Here is a 22642-nt window from a genome sequence, read left to right on the forward strand (position 1 = left end):
GATGAGAACATTCGTCCTTCTCGCCATGTGCTGCCTTGCAGCATGTTCCTCCAATAAGTCTGCGCGGCCGGAGCATTGGGGGTATACGGGGAAGATCGGACCGCAGAATTGGGGTTCTCTTTCTCCCGTTTATGCCGTATGCGGTAATGGACAGCAGCAATCGCCGATCGACATTCCACAAGGCTCTCCGTCCGGTACCAAGAACGTGAAACGGAAGTATGGTACAACGACGTTGGCGATATCACACAATGAACATGTGGAAGAGATCATCAACAATGGTCACACGATACAGGTTACGTGTGACCCCGGAAGCACGATCGATGTAGATGGCGTAACGTATACTTTGAAACAATTTCACTTTCATACACCAAGTGAACATCAGATAGGGGGCAGGACATTTCCGATGGAAGTCCACTTTGTTCATCAGAGTGATGACGGACGTTTTGCTGTGCTTGCCGTGTTGTGTTCATCTGATAGTTCAGCTGAGTCTAGCTACGACAAGCTGATTCAGCACCTGCCTTCAAAACCAGGAGAAAAGCTCGAGCTTAAGGACGTGATCATCGATCTCGACAAACATCTTCCTTCGTCAACGGCTGCCTATCATTACGTTGGTTCCTACACAACGCCCCCTTGCACAGAAAATGTGCAATGGCTAGTGATGCGTGAGATGCGGCCTACCCACCCTAGGGTGATCGATGAGATTCACAGACGTATCCATGACAATAACAGACCCGTGCAAGCCATCAACGGCAGACGCCCTACGGTTGAACAGCCGAAGTAGGGCAAAAGTTGGGGCGGGAAAGGGGCTAGCAAAAACCAACCCCGATCCCGATTTACCCCAACAACGTTGAGCAAGTATCGGCTGCATGGTCGATATTGCCGGTACTGATATACTACTGAGAGCATGTTTCACCCATGGCCGTTCGATCATCAGTACTAACGGAGCTGCTCCTTCAGGCAAAGGCGAACTCGCGCACCGACCCACTACAAGGGCTTGCGTGTGCAACGGAGGCACGTGAGCGAGCAGAGAGAATTGGAGATAACGAAGCCATCGTTGACGCGCTCAATGCCGCCGCTTGGTGCTACGAAACACGCACAGAGTATTCAGCCGCCTCCCTTAGCGCCACAACGGCTCTGGAACTTGCACGAGATCTTCAAGACAAGATGCGATGCGGAGAGAGTCTGCTTGTGCTTGGTGTTGTTCGGTCAGACATGATGCGTTTTGCCGAAGCACTGACAAGTCTTAAGGAGGCAATTGATGTCTTTGCAGATCTCAACGATGCTCCCGGACTTGCCTCGGCATATAATAACATCGGAATGATTCATCAACAATTGGCCAATTACCCACTGGCATTGGAAGCCTATCTGTCGGCCCTGCGTATCAACGAAACACTCGGCGATCAACGAAATGTTGGTGTGAACATTGGTAACGTCAGCAACATATACTATTACTTGGGCGACATGGATCGGTCGTTTGAATACGACCAACGTTCGCTTGATTTAGCCCGTGCCTCCAACAACACGTACGGAACGGCCCATGCACTCGAAGCCATAGCAACCCACTATAAGGCACGCGGTGCTTTCGATGAGGCAACACATGCATTGACCGATGCATTGGAGATCTTCTCTACGCTTGGTGAGAAGCGCTATGCAGCAGCTACGCACATCAAACTCGGTTCTGTACACGAGTTGCAGAAGAAGTCCAAGAAAGCTCTGGAGCACTATGCAACAGCAGCTAGTATGGCATTGAGCATCAAGAGACACGACCTTCATGCACAAGCGCTGTTGTGTAAGGGGGCGATTCTGTCAACCGGGAAAGCCCCCTCATCATCGATCGAGATCTTCGAGAGTGCGATTGGGATCGCAAGGACACACGCGCTTGATCAATTGCTTGTTGAAGCGTTGGGACATCTTGCTCAAGCATATGCCCGTGCGGGAGATCATCAACGAGCGTATGATGCTCTACAAGAGTGTGCGGAGATGAAGGAGCGATTGTATGCCTTGGACCGACAGCGTGCCGTGGCCGAGATGCAGTCGCGATTCGATGTTGAACGTGCCGAACGCGAGAGCGAAGTGTTCCGGATCAAGAACGCTCATCTCGAAGAACTGATGGAGGTTCGTTCTCAGGAACTCGCGTCGATGGCAATGCGATTGGTGGGCAAGAATGCCTTCCTACAACGACTCCGGAAGCAGATATCAGCACACACCGAACAACATCCCGATTTGCGTGATGTCGTGAAGGATGTGTTGCGAGAGATCAACACTGATCTTCGAGATGACAACGAATGGGTCCGGTTCGAAGAGAAGTTTGAACATCTTCATCAAGACTTTCTTACAAAACTCTCGCAGTCCTATCCAAAACTCACACCAACGGAGCTCAAGGTGTGTGCAATGTTGAAGATCAATCTCTCGAACAAAGAGATTGCCGGGCTGTTGTCTGTTTCATTGCGGAATGTAGAGAGTCATCGCTATTCTATTCGCAAGAAACTCGGGCTTGCATCCGACGTGAATCTCACTGCTGTTCTGATCCGACATTGAATGACGGTTACCGAAGTGCAGCCAGGATCTTCCGCACGTCTCGCGGTTCGGCCCACTTCACCGGACGTAGGATCAGGTTCGCTGTAAAGCCGGGATCGATGATTCGTTGAGCGAACAATGAGATCGACATATCTCGTTCCGCGACGAGTTTCGCATGGTCAAATGCGGGCCACGTGTGTAGTCGTTTCGCAAAATGCCATGCCTCATCTCGTGCAATGCGAATTGAAAACGTAGCGATCCGATCATCGAAAGAACCACCCATATCATCGAGATATCGGATCGGCCACGAGATCGATCGCAGCCGCCCCTTCACAACATTGAACAACGTCGAGATCGTATCATTGATCCGGTCAAAATCAGGCTTCAGTTGATCGATATCCGAACCCAAGGCAACGTTCTGTGTGGCTATTCCAAGATCGAGATTGATATGGGCATTCACACCAAGCAATAGATGCTGGATCGTAGTGATCTCATCGCGCTGACCGTGTGAGAACGCAATTGCCCAGGACTTGGTAGGGGGCTTTCCTGCCCGCCACGTTGCAAAGGCATCGAGATATCGTTGGGCGAACACTACGCAAAGGTGCTCCATTCGGGCGTCGTTATCATAAAGCCCCTTCCCTAAAGCATCTCGGACGGATCGCGTCATGCCAAGGTATAACGTTGCAAAGTATCCATACCGAGCACCTTCGGAAACCGCCAATGAGGAGATCTCTTCAAGCTCCGCTATAACGTCTTGAATGGTCATGTTTCGAAGTTATGTATAAATAATGGTGCTCCAAACAACGAAACGTATAGAGAATTATACGTTTTGTATATATTCGCATCCACTCTTTTTCTATCAATGGAGGTACAATGAGACTAGACCTATTCACCAAGCAGTTGATACTGGAATGCGGTAAATCAAAGAACATGCTGGCCCGCGTGCCGGCTGACAAGCTCGACTGGCGTCCACACCCGAAGAGCATGGTGATGAAGTCATTGGCAACACACGTGGCAGATCTGCCAACGTGGGTAACAATGACGCTTACGTCAGAAGAGCTGGACTTTGCGACGATGCCGTACGACCCGCCTGTTATTGCGTCAGCTGACGATCTGCTTGCTCTCTTGGAGAAGTCGTTGCAGGAGGCTCTCGAAACACTAGCTCAGGCTAAGGAAGAGTCGCTTGACGGGAACTGGACACTTCGAACGGGAGATGTGATCCACTCGGTCTCCACGAGATATGAAGTGATCCAGATGACGATCAGTCAGATCATCCACCACCGCGCCCAACTCGGTGTATACCTCCGTCTGCTCGACGTCCCAATTCCCGGGACATACGGACCAAGTGCAGACGAGCAGAATTTCTAAGGTATAGGTGGTAGATTATTCCCCATGTCTACCATCACCTTTACCCCCGGCGAACGTGAGCTGATCACCACCAAGCTCTTGGCCTATTTCGAATCTGAACTCGATCATGAGATAGGCAGGTTCGACGCGGAATTCTTGCTCGACTTCCTCACGCGCGAGCTTGGGCCGTACTACTACAACCGTGGTCTGTATGATGCCCAAGCTGCGCTGATGAAGCGCATCGATGATGTGAAAGAGGCGATCTACACTCTTGAACAACCTACAGAGTTCAAGAAATAGGCTGCTTCACGTGTACATCAAGTTGTGGAAACGGTATTCGAATGCCGTGCTCTGTGAAGGCCTCGTTGATCGCAAAGTTCAGTTCACTCCTCAGAACCATTGGCTTGTGAGACATTTCTCTGGTCCACACCCATAAGAAGAACTTCATTGCCGAGTCTCCAAACTCCTCAAAGATCACTACGGGAGGGGGCTCTGATAACACATAGGGCTTGGAGCCGGCCACTTGTAAGAGGACATCTCGTATGGTATTAGGATCGGTTCCATAGGCAACATTCACGGGGATACGGTAGCGCACGATCTCATCGTCGAGGGAGCGATTGATCACCGATGAAGAGATAAAATGGGAGTTGGGGACGATAACAGAAACCCCCTCATTGGTTCGAACCGTGGTTGCTCTGATGGCGATCTCCACGATATCTCCCTCCATCCCATCAACTACAGCACGATCACCAAGTTTGACGGGACGTTCCAAGAGAATGAAGAGTCCGCTGACTACGTTGTTGACGATGTTCTGCAGTCCGAATCCAATACCAACACTCAAAGCGCCAAAAACAAAGGCAAGTGCTCTCAGATTGATGCCGAGGAACTGGATCATCAACCAGATCAGTGCAAATCCGATCAGATAATTCGTGATCGTCAAGATCGAATTCGCAAGACCAACATTAATGCCGGGCCGTTTGGAAAGCTTCTTCACTACTGAGCGCCGAATGAACCGCAAAACAACAACAACGACGATCACAAACGCCAGTGCTTCGGCAACGGCCATTAACGAGATCGACCCCTCGTTGTTGCTCACAACCGGCGTGGAAAAGAGGTAGGTGAATATGTCGTTCATTGAAACCCCAGCATGAATGCGCTATTATTGTGTTCCAACACCTTTCATCACATCCTACTCCAGGAATAGCATATGAAGAAGATCCTCGTACTGATACTGGCAGCAATGATGAGCCTTCCCCTTGCAGCTCAAGATCTGAAATTACCGTCATTGAGTCCAACAAGCACTATTACACAAGAGTTCTCAACGTCGAAGACAGAGATCGTGTATAGCAGGCCTTCCATGCGCGGTCGGACAGTCTTTGGCGACCTTGTGCCGTACAACGTTGTGTGGCGTACTGGTGCCAATGCAGCTACGAAGATCACCTTTGGAGAAGATGTAGAGATCGGTGGAACAACAGTGAAGGCCGGCTCATACTCGTTCTACTCCATCCCGGGCGCTTCGGAATGGGAGATCATCCTTAACAAGAACACCGGGAACTGGGGCGCAATGGGCTATGACACGAAGGACGACGTTGTCCGCATGAAGGTGAAGCCAACTACACTTCCAACAACTGTTGAGACCTTCACGATCAACATTGGCAACATCACGTTCTCTTCGTGCACCATCGACCTAGCTTGGGAGCGCACGCACGTGAGTGTTCCGGTGAAGGCGAACAATCAAGAGCGACTTAAGACCAACATCGAAAAAGCCATCAATAATCCTACGATCCCGTATCAACAAGCAGCCACATACTACTTCGAGACCAATCAGAATCTCGACAAAGCCCTCGAATACGCAACGAAGGCTGCGGACAACAATCCAAAGGCTTACTGGCTCTTCATGCTCAAGGCTCGTGTCGCTGCTAAACTTGGCAAGAACGATGTTGCACGTGATGCCGCCACGAAGACCATGGAAGTTGCCAAGGGAACACCGGGTGAAGCCGAATACAACAAGTACGCACAAGACCTCATCAAAACGCTGAAGTAATGTCCAGACTGCCCCTTGCTCTGCTCGCCCTGATCGTAACATTCGTTACGATGGCTGCGCAACCCATACGTCCCAAGCAATCAACACGCATCTATGGTGATCTGCAGCGACTTCGCTCGTTAACGAGTGTTCTCTATGTAGCTGCCCACCCGGATGACGAGAACACGCGACTTCTCTCGTGGCTTGCAACTGGACGTCACATCCGTACTGCCTATCTGTCCATCACCAGGGGTGATGGCGGACAGAACATTATCGGAAGTGAGCAAGGGGCTTCTCTTGGACTCATTCGCACATACGAACTACTCGAAGCACGCAAGCTTGATGGCGCGGGTCAATATTTTGCCCGCGCCATCGACTTCGGCTTTTCGAAGAATCCGGAAGAGACCTTTCGGCAGTGGGATTCGATCATCCTGATCGCAGATGCGGTGCGCACCATTCGGCAATTCCGTCCGGACGTTGTGATCTGTCGATTTCCAAAGGACAGCATGGCCGGTCACGGTCAGCATTCTGCTTCTGCGATCATCGCTGAACGCGCGATCGAATACTGCAATGGAACTCTCGAGGTTTCAGCAGCAGAAGCAGACATTATAGAAGAGCAGCTGCAGGGAACTACACCGTGGAAGCCAACGCGGCTTCTCTTCAATGCCTTTCGTTTTGGCAACCGCAGCACGGTTCGTGATGGAATGTTCAAGCTTGAGGTAGGTCAATACGATCCGCTCATCGGCATGGGCTATGGTGAACTCGCCGGTATAAGCCGGAGCATTCACCGCAGTCAAGGCGCCGGTACGCCGAGCACTCCGGGTGTTCAGCCGGAGTTCTTCGCAACGATCGCCGGACCGGAACCGAAGGTGAGCCTCTTCGACGGCATCGACACCACGTGGTCACGCGTAGGGCGCGCCGACATCGGCAAGGCCATCGACGCCGTTATTCAATCCTTCGATATGCTTCATCCGGAGCGCTCGCTCGAAGCACTGCTTCGCATTCGAACGATGATCCGGTCCGTGAATGACGTCGAGTGGCGCTCACTGAAGACAAGTGAAGTGGAATCGATCATCGCATCCTGCATCGGCCTCTCTGCTGAGGTCACAACGAACGTTCCAATTGCCGTTGCCGGAGACTCCTTGCGGACAACGTTGCGGATCACAACGCGCGCGGGCTCTACGCTGCAACTCGTTTCTGCCCGCTGGCCTGACGGCGCAGAGCGCGGCAGTGTTATGCTCCCGAATGATTCTCTCGTGACCCTTGATGTAGCAACCCGTATTCCCGACAACGTACCCGTGACGCAGCCATACTGGCTAACAACCGAGTCGAGCAGGAATCTCTTCACCTTCACGATCGCATCGCCCCTTGACAAGAGGATCCTACCGATACATGGTTCTTCCTACGCGGTAGTAGCGGTGATCGGCATTGGAAGCGATTCGCTTAACGTACGGCTCCCCGTGAGCTTCAAGAAGCTTGATCCGCTCCGTGGAGATGTGATCGACGTGCTGCGAATTGTGCCACCGGTAAGTGTTGAACCAACGCAGCTCGTGGAGACATCGTCAGACGCTCGTGTGCGGATACGTGCATACAAGCCCGTGAGCAATGCTCGGCTTGTGGTTAGCGGCGACAAAGGCAGCAAGCCCACAGAGATCCGCGACATTTCCATTCGAGCCAACACCGACACATTGATAACGATACCAATACCAATGAATGCTGGTACAAAACTCAGCGTAGGGTTAGAGCTCAATGGTGTTGTTTATGATCGTCAAGTGAAGGCTATTACCTACGACCATCTTCCAACCGTTCAATACACCACACCTGCCCGCATATCTATTCCTGACGAACGTGGTGTTAAGATCGAAGCAAAACGCATAGCCTACATCGCCGGTGCCGGTGAATATGCACCCGAGTTCTTGCGAGGCCTAGGCGTTGTGGTAGATGAGATCGATGATGCCACAATCCTGCGCACCGATGAACTCCTCACCTATGATGCAGTGCTTGTAGGGATCCGAGCAATCAATGTGCGGAAGAGTATGCAGTACCTGATGCCAGCGTTGCTCACCTATGTAGAGCGTGGTGGTACGTTGGTGATGCAGTACAATACCACACAGGATATGTCGACCAAACAACTCGGTCCGTACCCCATGCCCCTTGCCAACAAACGCGTAACAGAAGAGGACGCTGAGGTTACGATCCTCAAGCCCGACCACCCGCTGTTGAATGTGCCAAACAAGATCACCACCGATGATTTCAACGGATGGGTACAAGAGCGTGGATTGTACTTCCCGAACGAGTACGACCAGCGATATGAGTCTGTCCTTTCCATGCACGATGCGAATGAGCAGCCCCTTACCGGATCCCTTCTCTACGCAAAGGTTGGGAAGGGGCATTACATCTCGTGCTCGTTGTCGTTGTTCAGAGAGCTTCCAGCCGGTGTTTCCGGTGCGATGCGACTCTTTGCCAATCTTGTCTCGATGAAGTGACAGAGCAGAACGATCGGGCGCGATGGAGGCGGTGGTACGGAGCGGTGCTCCTGTTTCTTCTTGTGCAGATCGCAGTGTACGCTTGGTTCACTGAGGTGTGGCGATGAGCGCCATCGACTGGGTGGTCTTTGGCTTAACGCTTTTCGGGATCCTCGGATATGGCATGTGGCGAGGGAGAGGTCAGCACGATGCCGACGCCTATCTCCGCGCAGACAGATCCCTTCCCTGGTATGTAGTGTTATTGGGAGTGATGGCTACACAGGCAAGCGCCATCACGTTTCTCAGCGCACCGGGTCAGGCCTTCACCGACGGAATGCGATTTGTGCAGTACTACTTCGGTCTGCCCATCGCGATGGTTGTGATCTGTGTGACCTTCATACCCATCTTCCGCAAGCAGAACGTTTTTACGGCATACGAATTCCTCGAGAAGCGGTTTGACAGGAAGACGCGAGTGGTAACAAGTATTCTGTTCCTGCTTTCGCGTGGATTGAGTACTGGTATCAGCATCTATGCTCCGAGTATCATTGTAGCGAGCATCATGGGGTGGAACATCTACCTCACGAACACCTTGGTTGGTGGATTGCTGCTGCTCTATACTGTGCGTGGTGGTGCAAGGGCAGTTGCACACACGCAGACGCTCATGTTTGGGATCATTCTTGCATCGATGGTGGTTGCAGCACTTGTGTTAGTGGGGTCGATGCCCAATGGTATGGGCTTTACCGATGCACTTACCCTTGCCGGTGCGAGCGGATCGTTGAATGTGATCACCTTCTCGAGTGATCCTCATGATAAGTACAATCTCATCAGTGGATTAGTAGGGGGCTTCTTCCTTGCGCTGTCATATTTCGGTACGGATCAGAGTCAGGTCGGACGGTTCATCACCGGCAAGAACACCGACGAAAGCAGGCGCGGTCTTCTCCTCAATGGCATCGTGAAGATTCCAATGCAATTCGGCATCCTCTTCATCGGTGCCTTGTTGGTAGCATTATACTCCGTTGTGCCTAGCCCCATATTCTTTAATGAGTCAGTGGTGGAGAAGGTGCGAACCGTGCAGTCGCAGCGGTATGAAGAGCTACAGAGCCAGTGGAGTGTGGCTAATGCTGAGCTTGCGAGGGCATCGAACGAACTTCTAACGGAGCGAAGGGGTAACGAGTTTGTTGCTGCGGCCACGTCGAGTACTGATACGTTCTTAAAGGCGAGGAATGAACTTCGCACACTGCGTGCCGAGTTCAAGGACCTTGTGAAGCAGCAGGGGATCGCTGAGAGCAGCGACACGAACTACATCTTCCTACACTTTGTGCGGACCATGCTACCGGTGGGATTGGTGGGGCTCATCTTTGCCGTTGTGATCTTGGCATCATGGGGGAGCATCAGCGCAGCGTTTCATTCATTGGCCACGGCAAGTCTCGTGGACCTGCACTTATTGTTTGGAAGCCACAACGTTGGCGATGTTGGCACCGTGCACAAGGCCCGTCTCCACACCTTCATCTGGGGCATCTTCTGTATAGCCGTGAGTATGCTTGCTACGCGGATGGGGTCGCTCATTGAAGCCGTGAACATCTTAGGGAGTCTGTTCTACGGTCCCATCCTCGGCATCTTCCTCGTGGCCTTCTACATCAGGCGCGCACGGGGGACGATCGTCTTCATCGCCGCGATACTGGCTGAGGTTGTTGTGATCACGTGTTATGCCGTGGATGTTGTGAGTTTCTTGTGGTTGAATGTGATCGGTGCGGGCGTGGTGGTGCTTGTGTGTCTTCCGGCGTCCCTCCGGGCGCCACGCCTCCGGGAACCGCTCCCTCCGGGAACCACTCCGGGAGAGTAAGACTCCGGGAGTGACTCCGGGAGAGTAACACTCCGGGAGTGATGCCGGGAGAGTAAGACGCCGGGAGATCGTTGTACGCGTACTTTTGTTCAATGGATATCAAACCAGGCAGCCCCATAGAGATCGCAGAGTCTCTGCAAGAGTATTGGTCCCCGCGGATCATCGCAGAAGTCGATGACGTCTATATCAAGGTCGCCAAAGTCAAGGGCGACTTCGTATGGCATCAACACGATGACGAAGACGAGTACTTCTATGTCCTCAGGGGAACATTCGTGATACAACTCGAGGGAGATGTATTCACGCTTAGTGCCGGCGAGTCGGTGGTTATACCCAAGGGGACACGACACTGTCCGCGAGCGGATGAAGAGTGTCTGCTCATGGTTATTGAACGCAAGACAACTCTACACACCGGGAATGTGAAGAGCGATCTAACCAAGAGCATCGACCAGCAATGGTCTCCCTCACGACTCCGGGAGAGTAGGACTCCGGGAGTGACTCCGGGAGAGTAAGACTCCGGGAGTGACTCCGGGAGAGTAAGACTCCGGGAGTGACACCGGGAGAGTAAGACTCCCGGCATGACTCCGGGAGTCAGTGCTTCACGAAGACCTTCGTGATCTCCGTACCGGCCACATTCACTCTTGCATAATACGTCCCATCGGGGAGCGACGCAGTATCGATTCCGGCAGCAGAATTCTTCTGTGCGATCATCTCCCTGCCTTCTGCATTAAAGATGCGAATAGCGGTCACATGGTGTTCGATGTCGGAGGAGAGGAATCTGAGGGTCAAGACTGAGCGAACCGGGTTCGGTGCGATCTCTATCTGTTCCATTATTGCGATCGGATCGCCCTCAATACCCGAGACAGTGCAGATCTGTGATGCGCTCGAGGTTGCGCACCCCATTTGAGGCGGACCAATCGTGAAGGCTTTATCAGGATAGCCGGAGAGACAGCGCGGTATAACGGGGTATGTTTCCGTCATCACATAATAATAAGTGCCGCTCGGATAATCTGGAGTGACACCGAATCTTCCGTTACATTCATCGAGCAGGCAATCGCCTTTCGTCAGGTATTCGTAGTCCTGTGTGTACGTGCCATCATACGCCCCGTTCGGTGCGGAGACTCCATCTCCCGGGCGCATTCCGTCCTTGAGTCTGTGGCATGACGTTGCATCGACGATGGTCTTTGACGCACCTGTCGGATCTTCATACACATAGCGGTAATACATCGGAAAACCATCAGCGGCATACCCGATGATCGGAGAATGTGCCGTGGAAGAGACGTTAAGGGACTCGATGAACTTCGTTGGACTGCCGTGATAGTGATACTTGCCTGTAGGCTGAACATGTGCCTGGTTCATATCCAATCCCAGCTTCACATTCGGTGACAAGGCGTTGAGGTTCCAAGAGCGGTTTAGTTGTCCTGTGCTCGTATTGCGAAAGAACTCGTTTGCGATCGGATCGAACTCCAGGCCATTGATACCCACACCGAACACCCAGAATGGACAGCTCCCACTCCCTTGGTCAAGGATCGTTTTTGTAGGGGCTAGGCGTGGTTGAGAACACATCGTAAGAGTGATCCTCTGAGCCTTGATCGAGTTTGGGTTGCCAGGGTTAGGAAATGCACCTGTTTCGTGGTCAGGCAATGCGTTCGAATACACGGTTCGGATCGCCCCCTCAACAGAAATGCAGACCGCATTTGTTGTGGTGTTTGAGAAGACCGATGTTGGGTCGCATTGTGCTTGGGCGGAGAGTACTGTGGAGACAATAACCGCAATAGCAATGATGATGTGTTTCATTTCTTGTCAGAATGTGTGCGTGATGGAACGACGTCGATCGCTCATGCTGTAGGATACGTCGTCCTTGAGCAAGAACCGAACGATGTTTTCAAACTTCGGCTGAACCGTTACAAAACATGTGTTCACGATAGTAATGGACTTAATCGAAGACAGATCGATATCACTAACGGAAAAGAGATAGACCTCATCGCTCTTGGTGTGTGCTGACGAAATGAACATCAAGGAAAGGGGCTTCCCATTCACAAATGCGTTGAAATGCGAGCGAATGTACTCGGCAGTACAGATGGTTTTGTCCTGTCCAGGGTCACACGCCTTAGCTACGGCGAGTACCGTTGTAAGGTCGTGCTCATGAATACGCACCTCCACGACCAATCCCTTCTGTTGAGGTCGCACAGTAAAATACGCGCGATATCCGGCGTGTGATGAGGCGACCGTCTTCATCGTAAGGGTAAGTACCATCACGAGTGAGATGTGAAGGGTGCGCTTTAGCACGTATTCTCCTATGGTCCGCAAATGCCGAAATGAGAGATGACCGGCTGTGACGCTCCAGCATCCGAATGGTTTAACGGATCATTCCGGGAGAGTAAGACTCCCGGCATCACTCCGGGAGAGTAAGACTCCCGGCATCACTCCGGGAGAGTAAGACTCCCGGCATCACTCCCGGTGAGTAAGACTCCCGGCATCACTCCCGGTGAGTAAGACTCCCGGTGTAACTTGTAACCATGCGAACAAATCACATCGAGACACATCGCGCTCATCGCATAGGGTGGCTTCGCGCCTCCGTGCTCGGTGCCAATGACGGCGTAGTTTCCGTTTCCAGTCTTGTTGTTGGTGTTGCAGCAGGTGGTGCAACGTCGGAGGTGATACTTCTCACCGGAGTTGCCGGGCTCGTTGCCGGTGCTCTTTCAATGGCCGCTGGCGAATACATATCTGTCCAATCACAAGCCGACACGGAGAATGCTGATCTGGCTCGTGAACGCCAAGAACTTGCAAAAGAGCCTGAGAAGGAGCTTGAAGAGCTAACGGAAATCTATATCGGGCGCGGACTTGACCAGCCCCTTGCTAGACAGGTTGCGATCAAGCTAATGGAGGGTGATGCATTGACGGCTCACGCTCGAGATGAGCTTGGGATCACCGAAGTCTTGCGCGCAAGACCTGTTCAAGCTGCGTTGGCTTCTGCGGCTGCCTTCTGTGTTGGTGCCGCTATTCCAATTCTCGGAACATTGTTTGCACCGTTAGATTCCGCAACCACCATCACAACCATAATAACGCTACTCAGTCTGACGGTTCTCGGTGCACTTGCGGCGTGGGCCGGCGGAGCTACTATATGGAAAGGGGCTCTACGAGTTACGTTCTGGGGTGCACTTGCAATGGCTGTGACTGCGGCCGTGGGACGTTTGTTTGGTGCGACCGTGTAGTTCCCGGCATGACACCGGGAGAGTAAGACTCCGGGAGTGATTCCGGGAGAGTAAGACTCCGGGAGTGATTCCGGGAGAGTAAGACTCCGGGAGTCACACCGGGAGAGTAAGACTCCGGGAGTCACTCGTTAGGTGCACGTCCATCTGTGCGAATGGGACTCGTATACCAGCTGAGGCAAAGGCCTCGCTTACAGCAAAGTTCACGTCACTGATGATCGAATCTGGACGGTGAGCATACTCACTGGTCCACACCCAGAGGTAGAACCGAAGTGCTGATTCGCCGAAGGCTTCGAAGATCACAACAGGCGCTGGGTCTTTGTGTATGCCTGGATTTGCCTCGGCAATGGCGAGTAGGATCCTTTCAACTTCACGCGGATCGGAATCATACGAGGCATTGGCATAGATCTTCAGTCGGACGGTTTCATAGTCGAGCGAGCGATTGATCACTGCAGAGCCAATGAAATACGAGTTTGGCACGATCACCGAAACACCTTCGTTGGTTCGCAACGTAGATGCCCTGATCGCAATGTCGACGATGTTTCCCTCCACTCCATCGACAACGATCCGATCGCCTAGTTTTATCGGACGCTCAAGGAGGATCACGATCCCACTCACAAAGTTGTTGACGATGTTCTGAAGTCCGAAACCGATACCGACACTTAATGCTCCGAAGATCACCGTAAGAGCGCCGAGATTAAGCCCCGACCATTCTACCACTGTGATAACAGCTACAAGGATGATCACATAGCTAGAGATGATGAGGACGGAATTGATCGGCCCAAGATTAGCCCCCTGTCGTTTCGATACTTTCTTCATCACAGCTCGACGGATGAAGCGTAACACAAGGATCACAACAATCATGGCGCCAACCGTGATCAACAAGGCCTTTACTGTGATTCCATTAGCTCCTGTGTTTAGAATGGGGGTATCGAGCAAGAAAGTCAAGGTTTCGTTCATTTTGATCCGTTGTCAGATTTAATGCGATGTTTCGGCGCCGATCCGCATGTGTGATCGGTCTGGCTTTTGTGCTTACTGTAGGGGGCAGGTATTGTTCCCCGGGGGTGACGCCGGGAGAGTAAGACTCCGGGAGTGACGCCGGGAGAGTAAGACTCCGGGAGTGACGCCGGGAGAGTAAGACTCCGGGAGTGACACCGGGAGAGTAAGACTCCGGGAGTGACACCGGGAGAGTAAGACTCCGGGAGTGACGCCGGGAGAGTAAGACTCCGGGAGTGATGTCTGGTGTCATAAGAATTGGCGGACGTTTGTCGTAATGTCGGAGCAACAATCAGGTCTAATGAAATGCTCTTCCTCAATGATCTTCCTCGGTTTGTGTTCTTCACTGGCAAGGGGGGAGTTGGAAAGACATCGATCGCCTGTGCCACATCAGTGAAACTCGCAAGGGAAGGGAAGAGGGTCCTGCTCGTTAGCACGGACCCGGCATCGAACGTTGGTCAGGTGTTCGGATGTACGATCGGCAATACGATCACATCCATTCGAGCCGTTGACGGTCTTGATGCGCTGGAGATCGATCCGCAACAGGCCGCTCAAGCGTATCGTGATAAGATCGTCGGACCGGCACGCGGAGTGCTTGCTCCGGATGTAGTGAAGAGCATGGAAGAACAGCTTTCGGGGGCCTGCACTACAGAGATCGCGGCGTTCGATGAGTTCACAGAGCTATTGGTCGATTCGGAGCTGACGCATCCGTATGACCACATCGTATTCGATACAGCTCCTACGGGCCACACGATCCGACTTCTACAATTGCCTGGCGCATGGAGTGGATTTCTTGAAACAGGCAAGGGTGATGCGTCATGTCTCGGCCCCTTGGCCGGACTCGATAAACAACGGTCGCAGTATGGCGCCGCCGTTGCTTCACTTTCCGATCCATCGCGTACTCGTCTCGTGCTTGTATCACGTCCGCAACAATCGTCGTTACGAGAAGTAGAATGCACACACAACGAGCTGGCCGCGATCGGATTTCGCAATCAATATCTCGTGATCAACGGCATACTCCCTGCCGAGGATGATCAACGCGATGAACTGGCCCACGCGATCCATCAACGCGAGCAGGGAGCCATCCAAAACATGCCCGGAGTTCTTCGTGCACTCCCCCGCGACGAAGTGAGCACGAAACCGTTCAACATCGTCGGGATTGATGCTCTTTCCGATCTATTCGAGGTGGACGCCACCCGTTCCCTTCATCTGGTCAACACATCGCCCCCTGACATCAACGCCCCACACCTTTCAGCCCTTGTTGACGAGATCGCAAAGGATGGTAAGGGGCTGATCATGCTCATGGGAAAGGGCGGAGTGGGCAAAACAACGATCGCAGCCGCTGTTGCTGTTGAGCTTGCGCATCGGGGATATGCGGTTCATTTGACAACCTCCGATCCTGCGGCACATCTCCAAGAAACGCTCGGAGGAACGGTGGCAAACCTCACAGTGAGCCGGATCGACCCGCGAGAAGAGACAGAGCGATACAAACAGCAGATACGGAGATCGAAGGGCGAACGACTCGATGACGTTGGCAAGGCAGTGTTGGAAGAAGATCTCCGGTCACCGTGCACAGAGGAGATCGCCGTTTTCCATGCCTTTTCTCGTGTCATTCGTGAGGCGAACAGAACGTTCGTGGTGATGGACACTGCCCCCACCGGACATACTCTGCTATTGCTCGACGCTACGGGTTCTTATCACCGAGACGTATCGCGGCAAATGGGCAAGACCGGCATGAACTTCACAACACCTATGATGCAGCTGCAGGATCATCGGCACACAAAGGTGCTCCTCGTTACACTGGCAGAGACAACGCCGGTGCTGGAGGCGGCATCGTTGCAGGAAGACCTCCGAAGAGCAGGTATCGAACCATGGGCGTGGGTCATCAACAACAGCATTGCCGCCGCCAAACCGCGATCGACGCTTCTCGTGCAGCGGGCTAACAATGAATTGCGTGAGATAGAGGCCGTGTCACAAAGACTTTCTACACGATATGCCGTGGTCCCGATGTTGAAGGAAGAGCCGGTAGGGGTGGAGCAGCTGCTGGCACTTTCGCACGTCACACCGGGAGAGTAAGACACCGGGAGTCACTCCGGGAGAGTAAGACTCCCGGCATCACACCGGGAGAGTAAGACTCCCGGCATCACACCGGGAGAGTAAGACTCCCGGCATCACACCGGGAGAGTAAGACACCGGGAGTGACACCGGGAGAGTAAGACACCGGGAGAGTAAGACACCCGGCATCACTCCGGGAGAGTAAGACTCCCGGAGTCACTCGCGTGCGGCGTCACCCGCGAGCGAACACGAACATATCAAGTCCGAGCAAGCGCCCGTCATAGACCGAACGTAGGGCCGACATGATCTGGCCGCGGTGATATGTGGAGTGATTGACCACATGCAACACAACATCCGGGATCGCCTGCACAAAAACGACGCCCTTCGTTGTCGTATATGTCATCGTTGCTTCAGGGCTCATCCACTCTGCATCACGTGCACGATCCGTGACATACTCGACCCAACGTTGTGACCCTACGCGAAGCATGCCCAAGAGTTCGTCAAGAGTCTTGCCTTCGGTGAAGCCAAGGAAATCCGTCGGACTTTGCCCCTTCATTCGCTCTAGCCAGATATTCTCTGCGCCTACGATGTGTCGGAGAGCTTCGTGGATCGATCCGAAAGGGGCTAAGGGTAGCCCATCGATCGATGAAGCAGGAACAGCCGCAATGTTCTCAATGAGTCGAGTGTTCGCCCAGAGATTATAGGTGAGATAGCGCTGTAGCATGTCGGTTTTTGTCTGTGTGTTTAAATGTTGTCGCTATACCGAAATAACAACGTTTCCGATCTTCTGACCGGTCTCCACATACCGATAGGCATCTACGATCTCGTCCAAAGACATCACACGATCAATAAGGGGGCGATATGATCCCTTGATCGCCAGAGACCGAAGGTATTCAACATCACGTGCGGTGATTGTTGGGATAGGGAAGAGGACCCGCTTGCCCCCTAACAATGGAGTGAGCAGAGCCAGGAACGGATTTTCGTATCGCGGTCCGAGTTCGGTTGAGATGTAACATCCTCTGTCGGTGAGGAGGGGTTTGCACCGTGACCATGAGAGCTTTCCGACAGCATCGAAGACAACATCGAACGTTTCGCTCAGGCGGGCGAATTCCGAGGAAGTGAAGTCGATCACACGATCAGCCCCAAGCGATCGAACAAGGTCGAGATGGGCAGCTCCACAAACCGCCGTCACCTTAGCGCCCATGACACGTGCGAGTTGAACAGCTGCAGATCCTATGGCACCGGTTGCACCATAGATGAGAACGGACGTTCCTTCGCCGACGTGTGCGGCGCGGAGATCGCAAAGTGCGTAATGGGAACCTTCGGTAAGGGGCGCTGCATCGATAAAGGACATCGACTCCGGAATGAGGGCAAATGCATCATTCGCGTTGACCACCATGTACTCCGCGTGTCCGCCGAAACGAGTGTCGTTGTATCCAAAAACACGATCACCGGGCTTTACGGTTTTGACACCTTGGACATCGGTCACCTCGCCCGCATACTCACATCCGAGGATGTTTCGTCGAGGCTTGAATAGACCGCTGAAGAGTCGAGAGATAACATAGACGGCACTCCGAAACCCGCAATCCGTTCGATTCACCGTAGAGGCATGTACGCGAACCAAGAATTCGCCGTCCTGCAAAGTGGGACTGGGTACGTCCGATATTGAGACTACTTCTGGGGGGCCATAGCGAAGGTGAATAGCGGCTTTCATGACGTGAAAGATAAGCACCTAGAACGATGCCGGGAGAGTAAGACTCCCGGCATGACTCCGGGAGAGTAAGACTCCCGGCATGACTCCGGGAGAGTAAGACTCCCGGCATGACTCCGGGAGAGTAAGACTCCCGGCATGACTCCGGGAGAGTAAGACTCCCGGCATGACTCCGGGAGAGTAAGACTCCCGGCATGACTCCGGGAGAGTAAGACTCCCGGTATGACTCCGAGAGAGTAAGTCACCCGACATAACTCCGGGAGAGTAAGACTCCCGGAGTTATAGAAGGGTCGATGTGAAGGGGATGAAGTCACAGTGCGTGCATCTCTGCCAGATCTGCGGCGAGCTCTGCATTGTCGATCGGGCCTGAACCTAGCCCGTCATGAACAAACGCCTCGTAGAATGATGCGCCGCCGAACATCTCGCTAACGACATGGTGTTGCCCACTGATGCTAGCGCGCTTGCCTAAGCACTCCAGATAGTTCGAATACTCCCACCCTGATGGGAACTCGGCCAACGCAGACTTAACGGGATTCAAGTGAATGTAGCGACACAGTGACTTGAAGTAGTTGTCGTTGGCTACATGTTTAATGTGGTATCTGCCTTGGAAAACTGTTCCGGCACGCGACAAGTAACGATTGATCTTGCGTGAATACCCTGAGCAAAGCCGTTGCATGAACTGATCGACTGAACCACCCTTTTCTACTCTGATCAAGAGATGGAAGTGGTTCGGCATGAGGCAAAACGCAATGATGCTGATGTGACACTTCTCTGCAAACTCCGTTAAGAGCTTAAGGAAGAGTCCGTACATAAAGGGAGTAAAGAACAGCGTCATGCGCAATGCTCCGCGATTGTAGACGTGGTAGTATTCCCCTTCATGGGCTACCGTGGTGCGTGCTGGCATATCGACCTCCGAGAAAGAAATGAGTGAATTGGTGCGTTCAGTTCTTCGTGCTCTGAGCCCGACCAAACGTGACATTTCACTCCGGGAGAGTAAGACTCCCGGTACGACACCGGGAGAGTAAGACTCCCGGTACGACACCGGGAGAGTAAGACTCCCGGTACGACACCGGGAGAGTAAGACTCCCGGCATGACTCCGGGAGAGTAAGACACCCGGCATGACTCCGGGAGAGTAAGACACCCGGTACGACACCGGGAGAGTAAGACACCCGGTACGACACCGGGAGAGTAAGACTCCCGGTACGACTCCGGGAGAGTAAGACACCCGGCATGACTCCGGGAGAGTAAGACTCCCGGAGTGGTTCCGCGGGAGTGGTTCCGCGGAGCGCGAGTTCCGCGAAGCGCGAGTTTTGCGGAGCGTGGTTCCGCGCAGCGCCGTTCGGCCGCGCAGCGGCGCGGGCGCCGCCGCGGGCGGAAATGCAGTAGCGCGGGCTCTGATTTTCCGTACGTTGGCGGATATCCGGAACCCATCGTTATGGAGGAACAACGATGAAACACAGGCTTCCAGCTCTTATCGCCTGCCTATTGCTCATGCTCGGCACGGCTCGGGCGCAGTACACAGTTACATCTCTTGCAGATGTATCCGACTCGGACCTTACCGATGAGCTCTATTCACCGGCCACTCTTAGGTCGGCGATTGAGAACATCAATAAAAGGGGCGTAGCAGCAACCATACTCATCGCTCCTACGCTAGAGTATAAAACCATCACTCTTGCAAGTACCCTCCCTGCCGTGACGCCGATGATCACGTTCAATGGAAAGGGGATCCATCTCGATGGGGTTAATACCCCAACCATCACCTCGGGATTGTTTGTTCGCGGCAATGGATCGTCCGTGCGGAACATCATGATCGAAAACATCAACGGCTCGGGCCTTGTCTGGCAGGCCAGCGACGGTGTCATTGAAATGATGATCGTCCGGAACTGCAACGGCCCGGGTATGAACTTCAACGGCGCTAAGAACAACGTTATCGGTGGCGCAATGCTCGGCTACTTCAGTAACTATATCTATGGCTGTAGCGGTACCGGCGGCAACGGAATGTCGTTCATTCTTGGTAGCTCAAACAACGAGATCCAATTCACGGCCGTGGGAGTTAATGAGTTATATCGCAAGGCACCAAATTCTCGACATGGCATCTTCTCGGAAGATGAACGACTTCACATCCATCATAATCTCATCAGCGGTAATGAATACGGCGGGATCACGATCGATGGACGCGGCAAGGCGATGTTCACACGCCTTTACGAAAACCGCATCGGTACCGATGATCAGGTAACAGATACCATCCCAAATCTGCAGCACGGCATCAGCATCTCCCGCTCGTCCGACGATACGATACGCAACAACATCGTCAGCGGCAATCAGGGAAATGGGATCATCGTTTCCGATGCCACATCGCGTCGTGTCACCATCATCAACAATATCGTCGGCGTAGATCGCAAGACCAGAAAGCCCCTTCCTAATCAAAACGGGATTCGACTGAATGGGGCTGACCATGTTGTCAAAGGAAATGTAGTGAGTGGCAATACGTTCGCGGGGATCTCTACCTCTGCCAACACAACGGTTATTGAAGGAAACATCATCGGACTCGACTCTACAGCACGCATACCAATGGGAAATGGGAGTCATGGTATACACTGCACCTTCCTCTCAGATGCTGTGATCGGACCAGTGAGTGCTGATGGTTATTGGAACGTGATCGGCTCCAACGGCGGAAGTGGGATCGTCTTGGCATCATCCGGTTTGTCCAACGTGCGTGTCACACACAACCTCATTGGATCTACCTTCCAAATGGACTCCGCTCGTGCCAATGGCAAGAACGGAATTCACATCCTCTATGATGCTCGGAACATCGACATCGAAGACAATTATATTCCTTCGAATTGGGGCGATGGCATTCGCATTGAACGAAACGTTGTGATCTTCCTCGACCCTAAAACCCCTCCGATCTATCAACGTCCAAGCAATATCCGCATTACCGCAAACCTGATCGGCTACGCTACAAATGCTGATTCTGTGCTGTTTCACGGGGAGAATGGTGTGTCCATTCTCAATGCCGACAGCATCTTCATAGAACGGAATATTATCACGGGATGTACCTTTAATGGTGTACAGATCGCCAATGATAGTACGCGGTATGTAGTGGTGCGCAATAATCAGATTGGGGCACTTGAGACCGATCCAATCACGTGGAACAACGGTAGGAGTGGAGTCTATGTTGACGGCGCGAAAGAAGTGACCATTGGCGATGAGTTCGATGGTAAGAAGGGCAATAACATCGAGCGCAATCAATGGTGGGGTGTACAGGTAGCGTATGGCGCGCAGAATGTGAAGATCCTCGGCAATAAGATCTGCGACAATGGAAACGGTGGCATCGCACTCGACACATTTGCGACCTACTATACCGATCACGCCTACGATGCATTCGATGCCGACAGCGGATCGAACATGTTGCAGAACACACCATGGATGTGGATAGGAGCAAAGAAGGATGGTAAGCTTCGTGTAGCTGGATACCTTGATGGAACCGTGAACACAGCGTATCGGATAGATGTTGCGTTGGACGAAGTGATCCCCGACTCGATCTGGTACACCATCACCGGTTGTGACGTAGTAGGATGGTTCTCGGTTCGCACCGATTCGTCGGGATATGCAGTCTTCGACACATTGCTGGACGTATCAGATATCGATGCACGTCTCGCCAAACATCCCATCGTAACCACAACCGCTACGGGCATTCACGGCACGTCTCAATACTCTCTAAAGCCCCTTGCCCCTCCTGAAGAACTTGCGATTGACATTGCGATCACCATCGACACGTCGCGAACGAAGGTCTATAATGACGGAAGGGCAGAGCTTACGGCCATCATCACGAATAAGGGCTTTGACCAGGCAACGCTTGTGACAGTTCACGATTCGCTCGGCGTGTGGTTCAGTGCTGACTCCGTGGGAATCTCGAAAGGTGTCGTGGGTGTGTTCGATACCGTCGTGGTGGCAACCATTCCTACGATCGACCCCGGTGAACAGATCGTCTTGCGTGTTGTAGGCAGATCCCTCCTCACGGGCACGCACGTCCGCCACGTCCGCGCATGGCCATCACAACGAGACCTTGTGGTTACCAACAACCGCGACTCCATCATCCTCGACGTAGAGGTTGTGAACAGCATCGATGTGAAGGGGGCTGAGCAGTCAACCATCAGCTACGGCACCGACGGAACCGCTCGTGTGTTCGGACTCCCTGCCGGATCCTACACCGTGCAGTATTCCGATCTTGGTGGGCGCTCATTCGGAAGTGCGACGAGGATAGAACTCGCCGAAGGCGAACCTCTGAGCGTAGTTCCTCCTCGTGGCGCCCGCCTCCTCCTTGTTGACCACGACGGGCGTCGGGTAGGTCGGTGGGTCGTATGGTGAGCGTCACTCCGGGAGAGTAAGACACCGGGAGTCACTCCGGGAGAGTAAGACACCGGGAGTCACTCCGGGAGAGTAAGACGCCGGGAGTCACTCCGGGAGAGTAA

General features: G+C 53.1%; 19 protein-coding genes. 11 read left to right on the plus strand and 8 right to left on the minus strand.

Annotation, left to right across the window (positions count from 1 at the left end; genetic code table 11):
• The first annotated feature begins 1 nt into the window (after position 1).
• Both IPI29_11920 and IPI29_11925 read left to right on the plus strand, forming a co-directional pair.
• Positions 2-781: a carbonic anhydrase family protein gene (locus IPI29_11920; protein ID MBK7413253.1), complete on the plus strand. Its 780-nt coding sequence runs from the start codon at positions 2-4 to the stop codon at positions 779-781.
• A 134-nt stretch (positions 782-915) separates the two neighbouring features.
• The gene (locus IPI29_11925) at positions 916-2538 is read left to right on the plus strand and encodes a tetratricopeptide repeat protein (GenBank protein ID MBK7413254.1); all 1623 of its coding nucleotides are present in this window, start codon (positions 916-918) and stop codon (positions 2536-2538) included.
• Positions 2539-2545: 7 nt separating this feature from the next.
• Here the strand turns inward: IPI29_11925 and IPI29_11930 are convergent, their stop codons facing one another.
• Positions 2546-3283 carry a hypothetical protein gene (locus IPI29_11930; protein ID MBK7413255.1) on the minus strand — a complete coding sequence of 246 codons (738 nt, stop codon included), beginning with the start codon at positions 3281-3283 and terminating at the stop codon, positions 2546-2548.
• 107 nt (positions 3284-3390) lie between these two features.
• Between IPI29_11930 and IPI29_11935 the strand changes: the two genes are divergently transcribed.
• Both IPI29_11935 and IPI29_11940 read left to right on the plus strand, forming a co-directional pair.
• Positions 3391-3885: a DinB family protein gene (locus IPI29_11935; protein MBK7413256.1), complete on the plus strand. Its 495-nt coding sequence runs from the start codon at positions 3391-3393 to the stop codon at positions 3883-3885.
• A 24-nt stretch (positions 3886-3909) separates the two neighbouring features.
• Positions 3910-4164, plus strand: coding sequence for a DUF2164 domain-containing protein (locus IPI29_11940; GenBank protein ID MBK7413257.1), 255 nt, complete (start codon positions 3910-3912; stop codon positions 4162-4164).
• Here IPI29_11940 and IPI29_11945 read toward each other — a convergent pair.
• Complete coding sequence (locus IPI29_11945; protein MBK7413258.1) at positions 4154-4999, minus strand: mechanosensitive ion channel; 846 nt, start codon at positions 4997-4999, stop codon at positions 4154-4156. The two genes, IPI29_11940 and IPI29_11945, sit on opposite strands and share 11 nt — an antisense overlap.
• Positions 5000-5071: 72 nt before the next feature.
• On the opposite strand from IPI29_11945, the gene IPI29_11950 reads away from it, so the two are divergent.
• The 4 genes from IPI29_11950 to IPI29_11965 all read left to right on the plus strand — a co-directional run bounded on the left by IPI29_11950 (position 5072) and on the right by IPI29_11965 (position 10704).
• Positions 5072-5908: a DUF2911 domain-containing protein gene (locus IPI29_11950; protein MBK7413259.1), complete on the plus strand. Its 837-nt coding sequence runs from the start codon at positions 5072-5074 to the stop codon at positions 5906-5908.
• Positions 5908-8373 carry a PIG-L family deacetylase gene (locus IPI29_11955; GenBank protein ID MBK7413260.1) on the plus strand — a complete coding sequence of 822 codons (2466 nt, stop codon included), beginning with the start codon at positions 5908-5910 and terminating at the stop codon, positions 8371-8373. The genes IPI29_11950 and IPI29_11955 overlap by 1 nt, the downstream gene beginning before the upstream one ends.
• 103 nt (positions 8374-8476) lie before the next feature.
• Positions 8477-10195 (plus strand): sodium:solute symporter, encoded by a 1719-nt coding sequence (locus IPI29_11960; protein MBK7413261.1) that lies wholly within the window; start codon positions 8477-8479, stop codon positions 10193-10195.
• A gap of 92 nt (positions 10196-10287) precedes the next feature.
• Positions 10288-10704, plus strand: a complete 417-nt coding sequence (locus IPI29_11965) for a cupin domain-containing protein (GenBank protein MBK7413262.1) — start codon at positions 10288-10290, stop codon at positions 10702-10704.
• Positions 10705-10783: 79 nt separating this feature from the next.
• On the opposite strand, the gene IPI29_11970 is transcribed toward IPI29_11965, so the two are convergent.
• Together IPI29_11970 and IPI29_11975 are read right to left on the minus strand one after the other, a co-directional pair.
• The gene (locus tag IPI29_11970) at positions 10784-11989 is read right to left on the minus strand and encodes a YHYH protein (GenBank protein MBK7413263.1); all 1206 of its coding nucleotides are present in this window, start codon (positions 11987-11989) and stop codon (positions 10784-10786) included.
• 6 nt (positions 11990-11995) lie between these two features.
• Positions 11996-12481: a hypothetical protein gene (locus tag IPI29_11975; GenBank protein MBK7413264.1), complete on the minus strand. Its 486-nt coding sequence runs from the start codon at positions 12479-12481 to the stop codon at positions 11996-11998.
• Between the two features lie 230 nt (positions 12482-12711).
• Here IPI29_11975 and IPI29_11980 point away from each other — a divergent pair, with 230 nt between their 5' ends.
• On the plus strand, positions 12712-13407 hold the full coding sequence (locus IPI29_11980; protein ID MBK7413265.1) for a VIT1/CCC1 transporter family protein: 696 nt from the start codon (positions 12712-12714) through the stop codon (positions 13405-13407).
• A 93-nt stretch (positions 13408-13500) separates the two neighbouring features.
• On the opposite strand, the gene IPI29_11985 is transcribed toward IPI29_11980, so the two are convergent.
• Entirely contained in the window at positions 13501-14364 is an 864-nt protein-coding gene (locus IPI29_11985) for a mechanosensitive ion channel (protein ID MBK7413266.1), read from the minus strand.
• 342 nt (positions 14365-14706) lie between these two features.
• Here IPI29_11985 and arsA point away from each other — a divergent pair, with 342 nt between their 5' ends.
• Positions 14707-16476, plus strand: a complete 1770-nt coding sequence (gene arsA, locus IPI29_11990) for an arsenical pump-driving ATPase (protein ID MBK7413267.1) — start codon at positions 14707-14709, stop codon at positions 16474-16476.
• A 211-nt stretch (positions 16477-16687) separates the two neighbouring features.
• On the opposite strand, the gene IPI29_11995 is transcribed toward arsA, so the two are convergent.
• The 3 genes from IPI29_11995 to IPI29_12005 form a co-directional block, all read right to left on the minus strand.
• On the minus strand, positions 16688-17179 hold the full coding sequence (locus IPI29_11995) for a DinB family protein (GenBank protein MBK7413268.1): 492 nt from the start codon (positions 17177-17179) through the stop codon (positions 16688-16690).
• Positions 17180-17212: 33 nt separating this feature from the next.
• Positions 17213-18169 carry an NAD(P)-dependent alcohol dehydrogenase gene (locus IPI29_12000; protein MBK7413269.1) on the minus strand — a complete coding sequence of 319 codons (957 nt, stop codon included), beginning with the start codon at positions 18167-18169 and terminating at the stop codon, positions 17213-17215.
• Positions 18170-18476: 307 nt separating this feature from the next.
• The gene (locus tag IPI29_12005; protein ID MBK7413270.1) at positions 18477-19070 is read right to left on the minus strand and encodes a transposase; all 594 of its coding nucleotides are present in this window, start codon (positions 19068-19070) and stop codon (positions 18477-18479) included.
• A 546-nt stretch (positions 19071-19616) separates the two neighbouring features.
• Here IPI29_12005 and IPI29_12010 point away from each other — a divergent pair.
• Entirely contained in the window at positions 19617-22538 is a 2922-nt protein-coding gene (locus IPI29_12010; protein ID MBK7413271.1) for a right-handed parallel beta-helix repeat-containing protein, read from the plus strand.
• The last annotated feature ends 104 nt before the right edge of the window (positions 22539-22642 follow it).

It is taken from the genome of Ignavibacteria bacterium (assembly GCA_016707005.1).
GTDB lineage: Bacteria > Bacteroidota > Ignavibacteria > Kapaibacteriales > Kapaibacteriaceae > UBA10438.

What these genes read in the sequence shown, in the direction of transcription:
- IPI29_11950 (MBK7413259.1), top strand. Translation starts at nt 5,072, where the DNA reads ATGAAGAAGATCCTCGTACTGATACTGGCAGCAATGATGAGCCTTCCC.
- IPI29_11925 (MBK7413254.1), top strand. Translation starts at nt 916, where the DNA reads ATGGCCGTTCGATCATCAGTACTAACGGAGCTGCTCCTTCAGGCAAAG.
- IPI29_11945 (MBK7413258.1), bottom strand. Translation starts at nt 4,999, where the DNA reads ATGAACGACATATTCACCTACCTCTTTTCCACGCCGGTTGTGAGCAAC.
- IPI29_12010 (MBK7413271.1), top strand. Translation starts at nt 19,617, where the DNA reads ATGAAACACAGGCTTCCAGCTCTTATCGCCTGCCTATTGCTCATGCTC.
- IPI29_11970 (MBK7413263.1), bottom strand. Translation starts at nt 11,989, where the DNA reads ATGAAACACATCATCATTGCTATTGCGGTTATTGTCTCCACAGTACTC.
- IPI29_11985 (MBK7413266.1), bottom strand. Translation starts at nt 14,364, where the DNA reads ATGAACGAAACCTTGACTTTCTTGCTCGATACCCCCATTCTAAACACA.
- IPI29_11965 (MBK7413262.1), top strand. Translation starts at nt 10,288, where the DNA reads ATGGATATCAAACCAGGCAGCCCCATAGAGATCGCAGAGTCTCTGCAA.
- IPI29_11930 (MBK7413255.1), bottom strand. Translation starts at nt 3,283, where the DNA reads ATGACCATTCAAGACGTTATAGCGGAGCTTGAAGAGATCTCCTCATTG.
- arsA (MBK7413267.1), top strand. Translation starts at nt 14,707, where the DNA reads ATGCTCTTCCTCAATGATCTTCCTCGGTTTGTGTTCTTCACTGGCAAG.
- IPI29_11935 (MBK7413256.1), top strand. Translation starts at nt 3,391, where the DNA reads ATGAGACTAGACCTATTCACCAAGCAGTTGATACTGGAATGCGGTAAA.
- IPI29_11995 (MBK7413268.1), bottom strand. Translation starts at nt 17,179, where the DNA reads ATGCTACAGCGCTATCTCACCTATAATCTCTGGGCGAACACTCGACTC.
- IPI29_11980 (MBK7413265.1), top strand. Translation starts at nt 12,712, where the DNA reads ATGCGAACAAATCACATCGAGACACATCGCGCTCATCGCATAGGGTGG.
- IPI29_12000 (MBK7413269.1), bottom strand. Translation starts at nt 18,169, where the DNA reads ATGAAAGCCGCTATTCACCTTCGCTATGGCCCCCCAGAAGTAGTCTCA.
- IPI29_11960 (MBK7413261.1), top strand. Translation starts at nt 8,477, where the DNA reads ATGAGCGCCATCGACTGGGTGGTCTTTGGCTTAACGCTTTTCGGGATC.
- IPI29_12005 (MBK7413270.1), bottom strand. Translation starts at nt 19,070, where the DNA reads ATGCCAGCACGCACCACGGTAGCCCATGAAGGGGAATACTACCACGTC.
- IPI29_11920 (MBK7413253.1), top strand. Translation starts at nt 2, where the DNA reads ATGAGAACATTCGTCCTTCTCGCCATGTGCTGCCTTGCAGCATGTTCC.
- IPI29_11955 (MBK7413260.1), top strand. Translation starts at nt 5,908, where the DNA reads ATGTCCAGACTGCCCCTTGCTCTGCTCGCCCTGATCGTAACATTCGTT.
- IPI29_11940 (MBK7413257.1), top strand. Translation starts at nt 3,910, where the DNA reads ATGTCTACCATCACCTTTACCCCCGGCGAACGTGAGCTGATCACCACC.